The sequence below is a fragment of the Vibrio sp. 10N.222.55.C7 genome, from assembly GCF_041473335.1.
Classification (GTDB): Bacteria; Pseudomonadota; Gammaproteobacteria; order Enterobacterales; family Vibrionaceae; genus Vibrio; species Vibrio crassostreae_C.
Window position 1 is genome coordinate 53,505 of the sequence record NZ_JBFRSC010000007.1, and the last position, 14,931, is coordinate 68,435.

General features: G+C 44.2%; 16 protein-coding genes. 10 read left to right on the top strand and 6 right to left on the bottom strand.

What is annotated here, in order from left to right; all coding sequences use genetic code 11:
• The first annotated feature begins 157 nt into the window (after positions 1-157).
• Entirely contained in the window at positions 158-892 is a 735-nt protein-coding gene (locus AB4482_RS01780; RefSeq protein ID WP_372180457.1) for a pseudouridine synthase, read from the top strand.
• A 34-nt stretch (positions 893-926) separates the two neighbouring features.
• On the top strand, positions 927-1,889 hold the full coding sequence (locus tag AB4482_RS01785; RefSeq protein ID WP_372180458.1) for a D-2-hydroxyacid dehydrogenase: 963 nt from the start codon (positions 927-929) through the stop codon (positions 1,887-1,889).
• 84 nt (positions 1,890-1,973) lie between these two features.
• Here the strand turns inward: AB4482_RS01785 and AB4482_RS01790 are convergent, their stop codons facing one another.
• The 4 genes from AB4482_RS01790 to argR form a co-directional block, all read right to left on the bottom strand.
• The gene (locus tag AB4482_RS01790) at positions 1,974-2,411 is read right to left on the bottom strand and encodes a universal stress protein (protein ID WP_004740830.1); all 438 of its coding nucleotides are present in this window, start codon (positions 2,409-2,411) and stop codon (positions 1,974-1,976) included.
• Between the two features lie 104 nt (positions 2,412-2,515).
• On the bottom strand, positions 2,516-5,095 hold the full coding sequence (locus AB4482_RS01795; RefSeq protein WP_065584689.1) for a TRAP transporter permease: 2,580 nt from the start codon (positions 5,093-5,095) through the stop codon (positions 2,516-2,518).
• A gap of 255 nt (positions 5,096-5,350) precedes the next feature.
• Complete coding sequence (locus tag AB4482_RS01800; RefSeq protein WP_017061374.1) at positions 5,351-6,319, bottom strand: TAXI family TRAP transporter solute-binding subunit; 969 nt, start codon at positions 6,317-6,319, stop codon at positions 5,351-5,353.
• Between the two features lie 342 nt (positions 6,320-6,661).
• Entirely contained in the window at positions 6,662-7,132 is a 471-nt protein-coding gene (gene argR / locus AB4482_RS01805) for a transcriptional regulator ArgR (RefSeq protein WP_004740827.1), read from the bottom strand.
• A 332-nt stretch (positions 7,133-7,464) separates the two neighbouring features.
• Between argR and mdh the strand changes: the two genes are divergently transcribed.
• Together mdh and AB4482_RS01815 are read left to right on the top strand one after the other, a co-directional pair.
• A complete protein-coding gene (gene mdh, locus AB4482_RS01810) occupies positions 7,465-8,400 on the top strand; it encodes a malate dehydrogenase (RefSeq protein ID WP_009847834.1) in 936 nt (311 codons plus the stop codon).
• 124 nt (positions 8,401-8,524) lie between these two features.
• Positions 8,525-8,716, top strand: a complete 192-nt coding sequence (locus AB4482_RS01815) for a hypothetical protein (protein ID WP_017061375.1) — start codon at positions 8,525-8,527, stop codon at positions 8,714-8,716.
• A gap of 103 nt (positions 8,717-8,819) precedes the next feature.
• On the opposite strand, the gene ispB is transcribed toward AB4482_RS01815, so the two are convergent.
• A complete protein-coding gene (gene ispB, locus AB4482_RS01820) occupies positions 8,820-9,791 on the bottom strand; it encodes an octaprenyl diphosphate synthase (protein WP_017061376.1) in 972 nt (323 codons plus the stop codon).
• Positions 9,792-10,059: 268 nt separating this feature from the next.
• Between ispB and rplU the strand changes: the two genes are divergently transcribed.
• The 6 genes from rplU (at position 10,060) to folA (ending at position 14,047) form a co-directional block, all read left to right on the top strand.
• Positions 10,060-10,371 carry a 50S ribosomal protein L21 gene (rplU, locus tag AB4482_RS01825; protein ID WP_004740823.1) on the top strand — a complete coding sequence of 104 codons (312 nt, stop codon included), beginning with the start codon at positions 10,060-10,062 and terminating at the stop codon, positions 10,369-10,371.
• A 19-nt stretch (positions 10,372-10,390) separates the two neighbouring features.
• Entirely contained in the window at positions 10,391-10,648 is a 258-nt protein-coding gene (gene rpmA, locus AB4482_RS01830; RefSeq protein ID WP_004735905.1) for a 50S ribosomal protein L27, read from the top strand.
• 305 nt (positions 10,649-10,953) lie between these two features.
• Entirely contained in the window at positions 10,954-12,126 is a 1,173-nt protein-coding gene (cgtA, locus tag AB4482_RS01835; RefSeq protein WP_017061377.1) for an Obg family GTPase CgtA, read from the top strand.
• Between the two features lie 164 nt (positions 12,127-12,290).
• Positions 12,291-13,058 (top strand): threonine/serine exporter ThrE family protein, encoded by a 768-nt coding sequence (locus tag AB4482_RS01840; RefSeq protein ID WP_017061378.1) that lies wholly within the window; start codon positions 12,291-12,293, stop codon positions 13,056-13,058.
• Positions 13,058-13,531, top strand: coding sequence for a threonine/serine exporter family protein (locus tag AB4482_RS01845; protein ID WP_017062945.1), 474 nt, complete (start codon positions 13,058-13,060; stop codon positions 13,529-13,531). The genes AB4482_RS01840 and AB4482_RS01845 overlap by 1 nt, the downstream gene beginning before the upstream one ends.
• 36 nt (positions 13,532-13,567) lie before the next feature.
• Positions 13,568-14,047 (top strand): type 3 dihydrofolate reductase, encoded by a 480-nt coding sequence (folA, locus tag AB4482_RS01850; RefSeq protein WP_017062944.1) that lies wholly within the window; start codon positions 13,568-13,570, stop codon positions 14,045-14,047.
• A 74-nt stretch (positions 14,048-14,121) separates the two neighbouring features.
• Here folA and AB4482_RS01855 read toward each other — a convergent pair whose 3' ends face one another.
• On the bottom strand, positions 14,122-14,925 hold the full coding sequence (locus tag AB4482_RS01855) for a symmetrical bis(5'-nucleosyl)-tetraphosphatase (RefSeq protein WP_017062943.1): 804 nt from the start codon (positions 14,923-14,925) through the stop codon (positions 14,122-14,124).
• Positions 14,926-14,931: the final 6 nt, after the last annotated feature.

A 14,931-nucleotide genomic window follows, 5' to 3' on the forward strand; every position in this document is an offset into this window, starting at 1 on the left:
GTTTTTCCTTTGATGCTGACTTCTTATTATCTGTTACCCTATCAATACCATGTTTTGTAAAGCCGTCAACTTTTATGTACGAAAATATTGAAAATTGTATTTATTTATAAACGAATCAACCGTGAATTATTTGTTCACTAGCAATTAAGAGGCTTCAATGGCGTTAGAACAGTACACACCACCACGTGAACCGTGGATTGATATTGTTTATCAAGATGACGATATTCTTGTGGTGAACAAGCCTGCAGGCCTGCTTTCTGTTCCGGGTAGGTTACCTGAGCATTACGACAGTATGTGGAGTCGCTTGGTTGTCGAATTTCCAGAGATTCAAGTCGTGCATCGATTAGACATGTCGACATCGGGCTTGATGCTGCTCGCTAAACACAAACAAGCTGAGCGTCATTTGAAGAAGCAATTTCAATATCGACTGACACACAAACTCTATTACGCCCGAGTATGGGGTTCAGTAGAAGAAGCTGAAGGTTTGATTGACCTCCCTCTTATTTGCGATTGGCCAAACCGGCCGAAGCAGAAAGTGTGTTTCGAGGATGGTAAATCATCTCAGACTCGCTATGTGGTTGAGCAAGAAGAGGTAAAAACGACCTTATTGAAGTTACTGCCGATTACCGGGCGTTCCCATCAGTTGCGAGTGCACTGTATGGAAATAGGGAACCCAATTGTGGGTGATGAGTTTTATGCAACGCTAGATGCGTTTAACTATAGCGATAGGTTGGCTCTGCACGCGTGTGAACTCAGTTTTTATCACCCGGCCAATGATCAGTTATTCAAAGCCTTTGTTCCGTGTGAGTTTTATCCTCAAGCATCGCCACAAATCGAGCAGCACTTTGAAATTGCGCCAGAGCTTCCAGATTACACTAAGCTAAAAGCTTAGAATGGTCTCATCAATACCAATTCAAGGACGTACAATGCCGAAGTTGAAAGTGGTCTTTCTCGACAGAGCCACTATCCCATCTCAAATCCATTTAAAACCTCTCAGCTTTGAACATGAGTGGGTAGAGTATGACTTTACTGCTCCAGAACTCGTTGCTGAACGCGTTGTCGGAGCAGATGTTGTTATCACCAATAAGGTTGTGCTCAACGCTGATAATTTAGCTCAAGCACAACAACTCAAGTTGATCGCGGTTTCAGCGACCGGTGTTAATAATGTCGATGTGGAATACTGCAAATCTAAAAACATTGCAGTGACAAACGTGCAAGGCTATGCGATTCAATCGGTTCCTGAACATGTCATCGCAATGCTGTTTGCACTTAAACGAAACCTTGTTGGTTATCATAAAGACATTGAGGCGGGCGAGTGGCAAAAGGACAAGCAGTTCTGCTTCTTTACTCATCCGATTCAAGATGTGGCTGGCAGCACACTGGGGTTGATGGGGAGTGGCAGCTTAGGTCAAGCCACCGCAATGTTAGCCAAAGCGATTGGTATGAAGGTGATGTTTGCCGAGCGAAAAGGAGCAGAGTCTTGTCGAGAAGGGTATCTACCTTTTGATACGGTATTGAAGCAAGCGGATGCGATCAGTCTACATTGCCCATTGACTGATGCGACCCAAAATCTGATTTCAGAGCGAGAGCTCACAATGATGAAATCGAGCGCGGTATTAATTAATGCCGGGCGCGGAGGTCTAGTAGATGAACAAGCCCTAGTTGAGGCTTTGAAAAAACATGAGATTGCAGGCGCAGGTATGGATGTGTTTACACAAGAGCCAGCCGACAACTCAAATCCACTATTGGCTAATAGCCACTTACCGAACTTATTACTCACTCCACATGTGGCGTGGGGCAGCGACAGCTCGATTCAAAAACTGTCTGATATCTTAATCGATAATATTGATGGGTTTGTTGAGGGTAATCCGCAGAACTTAGTGAGTTGATTAAAGAATTAAATGGTGCGAACGCAAAACAAAAAAGGTTGGCCTGTAGGCCAACCTTTTTAGATTGTGTGTCGATTAAATGACTTAACCTTGCGGTTTAACCACCAATACATTGATTGGTGAGTTCTGTACTACTTTGCTTGCAACCGAGCCAAGTACCACTTTGTCGATTTTTGAACGCTTATGGCTAGGCATCACGATAAGGTCGGCGCCAAGCTTTTCTGCGTAATCAAGAATCGTCGCGTAGGTTTTACCCTCAGCAACATGAACTTTGTAAACCACTTCATCGTCGATGTGTTTGTCGGCAAACTCTTTGAGCTGATTTTTAACATCAAGCTTCATTTGGTTCGCTGCATCTTTCGGGAAGTAAGACGCCACCATCGACATGTGAATGCCTGGTAGTACGTTCAGAATGTGGATTTCAGCATTGCTGTGTTTTGCGTGCCATACCGCCAGTTCGACTGCCTTATCAGAAAAGCCTTTGTCATTAAGATCAACAGGAACAAGGATTTGTTTATACATGTATTCGTCTCTTTTTAATCAGCGCTAAGCTTTCACTTAGCACTGTAATTATCCTTTCCATGTAATAAAGCCAAATAGCGCTAAGCACTACTCAGCCTTATCCATTACGCGCTAATCTCATCCTTACGAGCACGTCTTCTTTGGTTCATCGCTAAACCAATCAAAATGATCAGAGCTGGTAAGAATACCCACTCTTTCATTGGTCGATCTGCATCTTGGATAACGGATTTGATTTCCCAATCGAAATCAATACCAGCCGCTTCTGCTGGGCTACCGAACTCAACCATATCAACAATCATCTTGCCTTCTGATTCAGTCAGCATTAGACCCATAGAGGCAATACGATCTTCACTTGAGGTCGCAGAATCTTCAAACGGCAGGCGAACTGTCTTTTCAGAATAGTCACCTTCTAAGTTTTCGCCACCCACTCTAAGTTCAAGTGATTGTCCCACATCCAGCTTTTCCGTGATTTGAGCAATCTCAACTCCAGGTGAAAGAACTTTCTCTGGGTAAATCATGTCCCACCAAAAGCCAGGGCGGAAGAAAGTGAAGGTTAATGCAATAAGCAGCACCGTTTCCCACCACTTGTTCTTGGTGAACCACCAACCTTGTGTTGCAGCTGCGAAGATAAGTACCGCAGTCACAGATGAGAAAATCGTTAGTGCTAAGTGCCACCAAGAATCAATGCCCATCAGTAGTAGTTGAGTATTGAAGATGAACATGAAAGGTAGAATTGCGGTACGGATATCATAGGTGAAGCCTTGGATACCAGTACGAATCGGATCTGATTTCGCAATTGCCGCTGCTGCAAACGCCGCGAGACCTACCGGAGGTGTATCATCCGCAAGAATACCGAAGTAGAACACGAATAAGTGAACCGCAATCAATGGAATGATCAAGCCGTGCGCAGCGCCTAGGGTCACGATTACCGGAGCCATCAGCGTTGATACAACGATGTAGTTCGCCGTTGTTGGCAAGCCCATACCTAAGATCAAGCTGATTACTGCAGTGAATAGCAACATAAGAATGATGCTGCCGCCTGAGATAAACTCAACGAAGTCCGTCATTACTAGACCGATACCCGTTAGAGTCACCACGCCTACAACCGTACCTGCAGCCGCTGTCGCGACACCGATACCAATCATGTTACGTGCGCCTGAAACCAAGCTCTCTGCGAGATCAACGAAGCCAGCTTTAGTTTGCTCTGCAAGATCGTCTGATTTGTTCATTAGAGTCATTAACGGACGCTGAGTGATCAGAATGAAGATCATGAACACGGTCGCCCAGAATGCCGACAGACCTGGAGAGAAACGTTCAACTGTTAAACACCAAACAAGCACCACGATAGGCAATAGGAAGTGCAGGCCAGACTTAATTGTTGGACCTGGATCCGGAACTTCTTTGAGATCCGCATCGATTTCCATGCCGCCTTCAGATGCGTATTTTGCTGATACACGAACCAGAGCGACATAAGCGACTAATAGAGCCACCGTTACGATTGGTGTTGCAGCATCGCCAAAGACATCTTTCGTCCAACCGACACCGTAGTAAACTGCGGCACTGATAACACACAGACCTAAAATGGTACCCGTGAAAGACAGTAAGCTTTGTACGATAGTTGGTGTGTGGCGACGAGGTAGGCCAGTCATACCTGCTTTACATGCTTCTAGATGAACAATGTAAATCAGAGCGATGTAAGAGATCAGAGCGGGCAGTAGCGCGGCTTTGATTACTTCTACATACGAAATGCCCACATACTCAACCATCAAGAAGGCTGCTGCACCCATGATAGGTGGTGTTAATTGACCATTGGTTGAAGCCGCGACTTCTACTGCGCCTGCTTTAGTGCCCGGGAAACCAACACGCTTCATTAGCGGGATAGTAAAGGTACCCGTGGTTACCACGTTCGCGATAGATGAACCTGATACCAAACCAGACAGACCTGATGCGACAACGGCTGCTTTCGCTGGGCCGCCTTTCATGTGACCAAGCAGTGAGAATGCAACTTTAATAAAGTAAGCACCGGCGCCAGCACGTTCTAGCATTGCACCAAACAGTACAAACAAGAATACGAATGACGTTGATACGCCAAGTGCCACACCGAATACACCTTCAGTTGTTAGCCACAGATGCGACATTGCCTTGTTCAGGCTCGCACCTTTGTGGGCAATAACGTCCGGCATGTGAGGGCCGCCAAAGGTATAAAGTAGGAATACTGCTGCCACAACCATAAGAGGTGGACCCAAAGCGCGTCGTGTTGCTTCAAGCAGTAAAACCATACCGAATACAGCCGCAACAATATCGAATGTTGTTGGTGCGCCCGATCGCTCAGCGAGTTCAGTATAGAAAATATAGATATAAGAAGCTGAAAAGCTACCTACAAGCGCTAATATCCAATCGACTGCGGGGATGCGATCCCTAGGCGAATTCTTCATGGCTGGATAAGCGGTAAAGGCTAGGAAAATAGCAAACGTAAGGTGAATTGCTCGAGCTTCAGTGTCGTTTAAAATTGCGAAGTTAAAAATGAACGGCAGCGGAGATGCATACCAAAGTTGGAACAGTGACCAACATAGAGGCACAAACCATAAAATACGGCCTTGGATACCACGAGGGCTACGCGCACCAGTATCTGATTGTGCCACCATTTCTTGCACATCTGGAGACGGTGATGTTGTCTGCGTCATGTACTTTATCCTTATTATTGATGGTCTGCCTTTTCTTACGAACAACCAAACGTTATTTATTTCCTATCTAGTGTAGTGAATGGATAGGGAAATGCGTTTTTTGTTCGTCTTTGTCTTAGGCTTGATACGAAGGTAAGTCCTCCAAATTGGAGAAACTTAAAGGGCTGTTCTTTTCACTTAAATTATTTTTATAAAACGTGAAAAGCCAATAAGGAGGGCTAGCCTCCTTATTGGTGTAGTAGGCTTAAAGTAGAGTTACTTTAGAAGGCCCACTTCTTTGTAGTATTTTGCTGCGCCTGGGTGAAGAGGGATAGAGATACCCGCTTTAACCATGTCTTCTTTTTTCAGGTTAGCAAATGCTGGGTGTAGGCGTTTGAAAGTGTCAAAGTTTTCAAATACTGCCTTAGCAACGTTGTATGCAACTTCTTCAGAAACGTCTGAAGTTGTTACCATAGTAGCTGCAACACCGAAGCTGTTTACGTCAGCGTCAGTACCACGGTACATACCAGCAGGAACTGTGCTGTAAGCGTAGTATGGGTTTTCAGCTACGATCTTGTCGATCTGTGGACCTGTTGCTGAAACCAGTTTTGCATCACAAGACGTTGTTGCTTCTTTGATTGATCCGTTCGGGTGACCAACCATGTAGATGAATGCATCAATCTTGTTATCACAAAGTGCTTGTGAACGCTCAGAACCTTTAAGTTCAGAAGCAAGCTTGAAGCTGTCGTTAGTCCAGCCCATAGCGTCCATTACAACACCCATCGTTGCACGGTCACCAGAACCTGGGTTACCAATGTTTACACGCTTACCTGCTAGGTCAGACACATTGTTGATGCCAGCATCAGTACGAGCGATGATGTTGAACGGTTCTGTATGTAGAGAGAACATCGCGCGAAGTTTCTTGTATTCGCCCTGATCTTTGAACTTACTTGTACCGTTGTAGCCGTGGTATTGCCAGTCCGATTGAACAACACCGAAATCTAGTTCACCAGCACGGATGGTGTTAACGTTGTAGATTGAACCACCAGTAGACTCTACAGAACAACGAATGTTGTGGTCTTTGCGGCCCTTGTTCACTAGCTTACAAATCGCACCACCAGTTGGGTAGTAAACACCCGTAACTGAACCAGTACCAATCGTGATGAACTCTTGAGCGTTAACAGCGCCAGCGCCCATTACAGCAGCTGCAATAGCACCAACTTTAATAAGTTTGGTAAATGCCATGAATTTCCCTTCCTTTATTCATTATTAACCCTGAAACAAGTGTAGTTGCTTCAGGAGTTTCCTATTTGGAAACGGCACCTTTTTCAATCCATGTGATGAAAAAGTGGCTGAATAATATCAAAAATTGGCAGAAAATTACTCGAATGTTAAAAGATATAGCTAAAAAATCTAACAAATGATGTCTTGATCTCGTGTTTGATTTGCTACTGAGTTTTTTAAAATCAATGGTTTAGTGTGATTTTGGAAGGGAGGTATGGATATTCTAGGATGTGATTTGGATCACGAAGCAAATAGATACTCGTGATCCATTAATAAGGCTGATAGTTATGAAACAGCGATCAATTATCCAGCGTATTCAAACAGTTCGCACACTGAATCAAACAGTTGCTTAGTGGTAACCGATAACGTTGGAGTAATGAAGATAGTGTCATCACCTGCGACTACGCCCAGTATACCTTCCGACTTACCTAGTGAGTCTAATAAACGAGCAATCAGCTGCGCCGCACCAGGACCTGTGTGTATCACCACCAATGCATTGTTGTGGTCAATATCTAGTACTAATTCTCGTAAAGAGCTAGAAACGGTCGGAACACCTAGCTCAGCAGGAAGACAGTAAACCATCTCCATTTTTGCGTTACGAGTTCGAACGGCACCAAACTTGGTTAACATACGCGAGACTTTAGACTGGTTGATGCTTTCAAAACCTTCGTGTTTTAGGGCATCCACAATTTCGCCTTGTGAGCCAAAACGTTCTTCTTTTAGTAAGGCTTTAAATGCACGAACTAAGTTGTCTTGCTTTTCTGTATTGCGCATATGTCATTCTTATTCATTAACAAAGATGTTTGCATATTTTCGCATACATATTCAATTTTAGCCAAAACATCCCTGTAATTTGTTAGTCATATCACTGTAAATATTTAATAGAATAATGTGTTATTTGCGACGACTTATTTTGTTATTTCAGTCGATTATCGCCATAATGCGAACTTGCTGTGTAGCACGGTTTTATTGACTTGCGCGAAGTCGCAAAGCTAGCGTTAATTGATTGTAATCACTTTGTGATTAATATAGTTTTTTAACTTAGATTTAGCTCAAGAATTACCCTACAAAGAATCTATAAGAGAAAGCTCTCAAGGAGAATAACAATGAAAGTAGCTGTTATTGGTGCCGCTGGTGGCATCGGTCAAGCCCTAGCCCTACTACTTAAGAACCGCCTACCTGCTGGTTCAGATCTTGCACTTTACGACATCGCTCCGGTAACACCGGGTGTTGCTGCCGATCTTAGCCATATCCCAACGCCTGTTTCGATCAAAGGTTACGCGGGTGAAGATCCAACACCAGCACTAGAAGGTGCGGATGTTGTACTTATTTCAGCGGGTGTTGCTCGTAAGCCTGGTATGGATCGTGCGGATCTTTTCAATGTGAACGCTGGCATTGTTAAGTCTCTTGCAGAGAAAATCGCAGTTACTTGTCCGACTGCTTGTGTTGGTATCATTACTAACCCAGTAAACACAACAGTGCCAATCGCGGCTGAAGTACTGAAGAAAGCGGGCGTTTACGACAAGCGTCGTCTATTCGGTATTACGACTCTTGATGTGATTCGTTCTGAAACGTTCGTTGCTGAACTAAAAGACAAAGATCCAGGCGACATCCGTGTTCCTGTTATCGGTGGTCACTCAGGCGTAACGATTCTTCCTCTACTTTCTCAAGTTGAAGGCGTAGAGTTCACTGATGAAGAAATTGCAGCGCTAACGACTCGCATCCAAAATGCAGGTACTGAAGTAGTAGAAGCTAAAGCTGGCGGCGGCAGTGCGACACTGTCTATGGGTCAAGCGGCTTGTCGTTTCGGTCTTGCACTAGTTAAAGCACTTCAAGGTGAAGAAAACGTGATTGAATGTGCATACGTTGAAGGTGAAGGCGAGCACGCTCCATTCTTCGCACAGCCAGTTAAACTAGGCAAAGAGGGCGCTGAAGCGATCCTTAGCTACGGTGAGCTAAGTGACTTCGAACGTAACGCTTTAGATAGCATGCTTGAAACGCTAAATGGTGACATCGAGATTGGTGTTGAATTCGCTAAATAAGCGAAACGCTATTTAACTCAGACTTAAGCTAATTAATAAGGGCCGGTCATTATGATCGGCTTTTTTGATCCTGAAGTTCAAGCTACTCGTATTTAGCTTTACAATTAATGTGAAGGTAAATGTTATGGCTACTGTTCAGAAGGGTATGAATGTCGAATATTTGGGGCACTTAGGAAAAGTATTGGTAATTGATGAGCAAGAGCAGTACGCGCTAGTAGAGACTTACAACGGGCATGAGCAGTACGCGGTGCCAATGGAAGAGCTTGAAGAGATTGAAGCACAACTGCCGTTATCATTAGAAGCCAGTCGATATTGAATTTGGCTCACCTACAAATATTTGTTGAAAACCAAAAAAAAGAGCCCTGAGGCTCTTTTTGTTATTTATATAGAAGCTAGAAGCGAGTTGTCTATTAACCTGCTTACTTACTGCGTTTAACAGCTAAGTGTGCGAGCGTGGTTAGCGCTTGCTTATATTCTGAGTCAGGAAGTACAGAAAGCTCAGCGATGGCTTTATCGGCCTCTTCGTAGGCTTTATTTGTTGTGTACTCTAAAGAGCCTGTCTCTTTCATTACAGCCATAATATCGTCAAGACGTTCCATGCCGTTCGCTTTCTCAATCGCTTCACGAATCATGCTTGCTTGTTCAGGAGAGCCATTATGCATTGCGTAAAGTAGAGGCAGTGTTGGTTTGCCTTCGGCTAGATCGTCACCAACGTTTTTACCCATCTCTTTACCATCTGCAGTGTAATCCATCACATCGTCAATCAGTTGGAAAGCGGTGCCTAGGTATTTACCATAGTTCTGCATTGCTGTTTCGATCTCTGGTGATGACTCAGTAAGAATCGCACCGATTTGGGTCGCAGCTTCGAACAAACGAGCAGTCTTAGAGTAGATCACCTGCATGTAGCTTTCTTCTGTGGTGTCTGGGTTATTGCAGTTCATTAATTGTTGAACTTCACCCTCGGCAATCACGTTTACCGCTTCACTCATTAGCTCAAGGATCTTTAAAGATCCTAGCGTTGTCATCATTTGGAATGAGCGTGTGTAGATAAAGTCACCCACCAAAACGCTAGCGGCATTACCAAAAGCGGCATTGGCCGTCGCTTTACCGCGTCTCATGTCTGATTCATCGACAACATCGTCGTGAAGCAGGGTTGCGGTGTGAATAAACTCGATAAAGGCTGCAGAGGTGATATGAGCTTCACCTTGATAACCAAGTGCGCGAGCAGATAAAAGAGCAAGCAAAGGGCGTAGGCGTTTGCCACCACCGCTAACGATATAAAAACCAAGCTGGTTGATTAAACTTACGTCAGAATTAAGTTGGGCTTGAATTGTTTCATTCACTTTTGCCATATCATTGGCAGTAAGCGTTTGGATAGCTTTAAAATCCATTGTTCATCCGGCTGAAGTTAGACCCTGTAAGGCTTATACGTTGTATTTAATTGTTGAATAATACACTAAAAAACGTTGATTAATACATCGCTAAAGGGCATGATTGCCGCACTTTTCTTTGGCGAACAGGTTTTCGCCAATTTTTTAAAAATATGGCTTGTCATAGCGCCATGATTCCCGTAGAATCTGCGCCCTATTGATTAGTTTAGCGCACACCCGAGTTGTACAATTAACAACCATAGGCTGTGCGGAAAAAGCGGAGTAAAATATGTACGCTGTTTTCCAATCTGGTGGCAAACAACACCGAGTAAGCGAAGGTCAAACACTTCGTTTAGAGAAATTAGACGTTGAAACTGGTGCAACTGTTGAATTTGATAAAGTTCTTCTTGTTGCTAACGGCGAAGAAATCGCTGTTGGTGCACCTCTTGTTGAAGGTGGCAAGGTTACTGCAGAAGTAGTACAACACGGTCGTGGCGATAAAGTAAAAATCGTTAAGTTCCGTCGTCGTAAGCACTCGCGTAAGCAAGCTGGTCACCGTCAGTGGTTCACTGAAGTGAAAATCACTGGCATTAACGCTTAAGTATTAGGAGAGTTTAACAATGGCACATAAAAAAGCTGGCGGTTCTACTAATAACGGCCGCGATTCAGAAAGCAAACGTCTTGGTGTTAAGCGTTTTGGTGGTGAATCTGTTCTTGCAGGTAACATCATCGTTCGTCAACGTGGTACTAAGTTCCACGCTGGCACAAACGTTGGCATCGGTAAAGACCACACTCTTTTCGCTCTTACTGAAGGTAAAGTGAAATTTGCTGTTAAAGGTCCTAAAAACCGTAAGTTTGTAAGCATCGAAGCTGAGTAATTTAATCTTTAACTAGATTATTTTATTAGCTTTCAAGCTGAATTCAAAAGCCCTGCCGATTCGGCAGGGTTTTTTATTTATAGCAAGAATAAAAAAGCAGACGCTCTTGTTTTGGTTTTGAGAAGCCGTTTTATTTTTTGATAAACAGATTAGTTTTTAAGAAATAAGAAGCAAAGAACCTCTCCTTATTTGTTCCTTGGTTGCAGGTCGGCCTAGATCTTAGGTGATCGATCTAAACACGGATCTGCTAGAATTTATATCACTCCTTGATGAGTGGTAACGCAACGTAAGTGCGGAGTTAAAAAATGAAATTCGTTGATGAAGCGGTAGTAAAAATAGAAGCCGGTGATGGCGGTAATGGTACAGTTAGCTTTTGGCGCGAAAAATTCGTCGCTAAAGGTGGTCCTGATGGCGGCGACGGTGGTGACGGCGGTGATGTTTACATCCAAGCGGATGAGAACTTAAACACACTGATCGATTACCGTTTCCAACGTTTTTACAATGCAGAGCGTGGCGAGAATGGTCGCGGCGGTAACTGTACTGGTAAACGTGGTAAAGACATTACGCTGAAAGTACCAGTTGGTACGCGTGCAGTTGATATCCACACCAACGAAATCGTTGCTGAAGTTGCTGAACACGGCAAGAAAGTAATGGTTGGTAAAGGTGGTTGGCACGGTCTTGGTAACACGCGTTTTAAATCGTCTGTTAACCGCGCTCCTCGTCAAAAGACAATGGGTACTAAAGGCGAAGTTCGTGAACTGCGTTTAGAGCTTCTTCTATTAGCTGACGTTGGTATGCTTGGCCTACCAAACGCAGGTAAATCTACTTTTATTCGTTCAGTATCTGCTGCGAAACCAAAAGTGGCTGATTACCCGTTCACTACTTTGATCCCAAGCTTGGGTGTGGTAAGTGTTGTCCCTGAAAAGAGCTTCGTTGTTGCCGATATCCCAGGACTAATCGAAGGCGCAGCTGATGGCGCTGGCCTTGGTATCCGATTCCTTAAGCACCTTGAGCGTTGTCGTGTTCTTCTGCATATGATCGACATTATGCCGATCGATCAATCTGATCCTATTCAGAATGCACTAACGATCATCGATGAGCTTGAGCAATACAGTGAAAAAGTTTCACAAAAACCTCGCTGGTTAGTGTTCAATAAAGTTGACCTAATGCCAGAAGACGAAGCAGACGAAAAGATTCAAGAAATCATCGATGCTTTGGGCTGGGAAGGCGAGTACTTCAAGATCTCTGCTGTGAATAAAATCGGCACCAAAGATCTTTGCTTCAAACTAGGTGAGTTTATGGAAAACCTACCTCGTGAAGTTGTAGAAGTTGAAGAAGAAGAAAAAGTAGACTTTATGTGGGATGACTACCATAAAGATGCGATGAGCGGTAAGAATGTCGTTACTGAAGATGACGACGATTGGGACGATTGGGATGACGAAGAGGATGACGGCCATGTTATCTATGTTCGTGACTAATCCTCTTAGTTTCTCATAACGCATCGGTCGCTTCTTACAAGTACACTGATAGTTTTATTAAACCGCAATGAAAATTGCGGTTTTTTTGTATCTAAATCATGACGTCTTACTGTTTTTTATGCAAAATTTATCTTTAGATAATTAACGCCTATGGGAAGGAAATCATGGCATCAAAGCAAAGAGCGATCTCAAGACTCGTCGCTCAATCAGGACAAATGTTATTGGCGCACGGGGCAGAGAGCACACTGGTCGGCGATATCATGCGTCGCATCGGTATTGCTTGTGGGGTGAATGAGGTTGAAGTCGCACTGTCAGCCAATGCGCTTGTTGTAACTACCGTAATGGATGATCACTGTATTACCACTACTCGAAGTTGTGCTGATCGTGGCATTAACATGCAGGTTATCACCGACATTCAACGCATTTGCATCATGATGGAGAAGGGAATTCTCGATTATGATTTGGCGTATAAAAAGATTCAAAACATCAGCCCCGAGCGCTACAACCGTTGGTTAGTGGTTGTGATGATAGGGTTGTCGTGCGCCTCTTTTAGCCACCTTGCGGGCGGAGACTGGCAAGTCTTCATGATGACTTTTATTGCTTCAGCTTGCGGTATGATCGTCAGGCAAGAGATTGGGCACCGCCATTTCAATCCGCTATTAAACTTTGCTATCACAGCATTCGTTACCACGACCATTTCAGCTCAAGCCGTACTTTACAATATTGGCGGCCAACCCACGATCGTGATGGCTTCATCTGTATTAATGTTAGTACCTGGTTTTCCTCTGATTAACTCCGTCGCTGATATGCTTAAAGGCCATATTAATATGGGGTTAGCGCGCTTTACCATGGCCAGCTTATTAACTCTGGCGACGAGCTTGGGCATTGTCGCGGCGATGAGTCTATCAGATGTTTGGGGGTGGGCAAGCTAATGAGTATTTTCGAACTGTTTTTAGGTCTGCTCAACGATATGTTTTTCGCCGCTATTCCTGCGGTTGGGTTTGCATTGGTGTTTAACGTTCCGCAACGTGCTTTAATTTATTGTGCACTCGGTGGTTCTATCGGTCATGGTAGCCGGTATCTGATGATGCACTTTGGTATTCCAATCGAATGGGCGACGTTCTTCGCCGCAACCGTGGTTGGTATGATAGGGGTTCATTGGTCACATAAACTGTTAGCACATCCGAAGGTGTTTACGGTTGCAGCTCTAATTCCTATGGTGCCAGGTGTGTTCGCCTTCAAGGCGATGATTGCGATGGTGGAGATTAACAGGGCAGGCTACACGCCTGAGTTGTTGGCAATGTTGATGGAGAACTTTTTAAAATCGATGTTCATTATCGCAGGGTTGGCGGTTGGCTTAGCTGTGCCAGGGCTGTTATTCTATCGCCGTAGACCTATCGTTTAGCGTTAATTTTCTTTTTAGGGACAGGACTTTCGATTTATGATCATCAGCATGATAGCGGCAATGGCAAACAACCGTATAATTGGTAAAGACAATCAGATGCCTTGGCATTTACCTGCGGATTTTGCATGGTTTAAACGCTCGACTATGGGTAAACCAGTCGTGATGGGACGTAAGACCTACGATTCTATTGGACGCCCTTTGCCGGGTCGGTTGAATGTCGTAATCAGCCGTGATGAGAGTTTAAAGATTGAAGGTGTAACGACGGTAACTTCTATTGAACAGGCTCTAGAGCTACTCAGTGATGTTGAAGAGGTGATGATCATTGGTGGCGGCTCTATTTATGAGAGCTGCTTACCTAAAGCGGACAAGTTGTATCTGACTTACATCGATTTCGCCGTCGATGGAGATACACAATTTCCTGACTGGGGTGAAGGTTGGAAGCAGAGCTTTAACGAGAGCTATCAAGCTGACGAGAAAAACAAACACAACATGGAGTTTGTGATTCTCGAGCGTTAACTGTGGTTATCAATAGCTAGTCTCTGAAAAATGCTTGCGTTACCCTACCAAGGTAGCGCAAGTTTCTCGTATCTTTATAGCGCTTTCTGAGTGAAAAACTGTTTGTCTTCCCAGCGAAGAATTGTCAATTCACCTCCCCAGACGCATCCAGTATCAAGTCCAATTACGTCTTTTCCGTTATAGCCTTCAAGCGCAGCCCAGTGTCCAAAAACAACGGTTTTATCGAGCTTTATGCGTTGCGGAAGGTCAAACCATGGCACTAATGGTTCATCGGTAATCTCATTCGGTGGTAGCTTACATGCCATGTCGAGACGGCCATCTTCAAAACAGAAACGCATTCTTGTCAGGCTATTGATCGCATAGCGATAGCGCTCAATATCATGTAAATCCTGATGCCATAAATCAGGCGCGTTGCTGTACATGTTTTCGATTAGCCATTGCCATTTATCGGACTTTAACAAGGATACGATCTCTCGATTTTCAACACGTGCTCTTTCTAGATTCCACTGCGGTGAGATACCCGCATGGCACATCACGAACTCTGGGTGTTCTTGAAGCAAAGGCTGTTGTCTTAACCATTCGATTAGCAGTTCACGATCTTCAGCATCAAGAATCGCTTGAGTCTTATCTTTTGGTTTCGCTGGAAATAGTCCTAAGGACACCGCCAGAAGATGTAAGTCGTGGTTGCCTAATACAACCTTAGCTGCGTCACCAAGGTTACGAATAAAGCGTAACGTCTCCAATGATTTAGGGCCTCGAGCAACTAAGTCTCCGGCGACCCATAAAGTATCTTGGTGTTTATCAAAGTTAATTTTTTCAAGTAGTCCTTGAAGTTCGTCGAAGCACCCTTGGATGTCTCCGACAATGTAATTCGACACAATAAT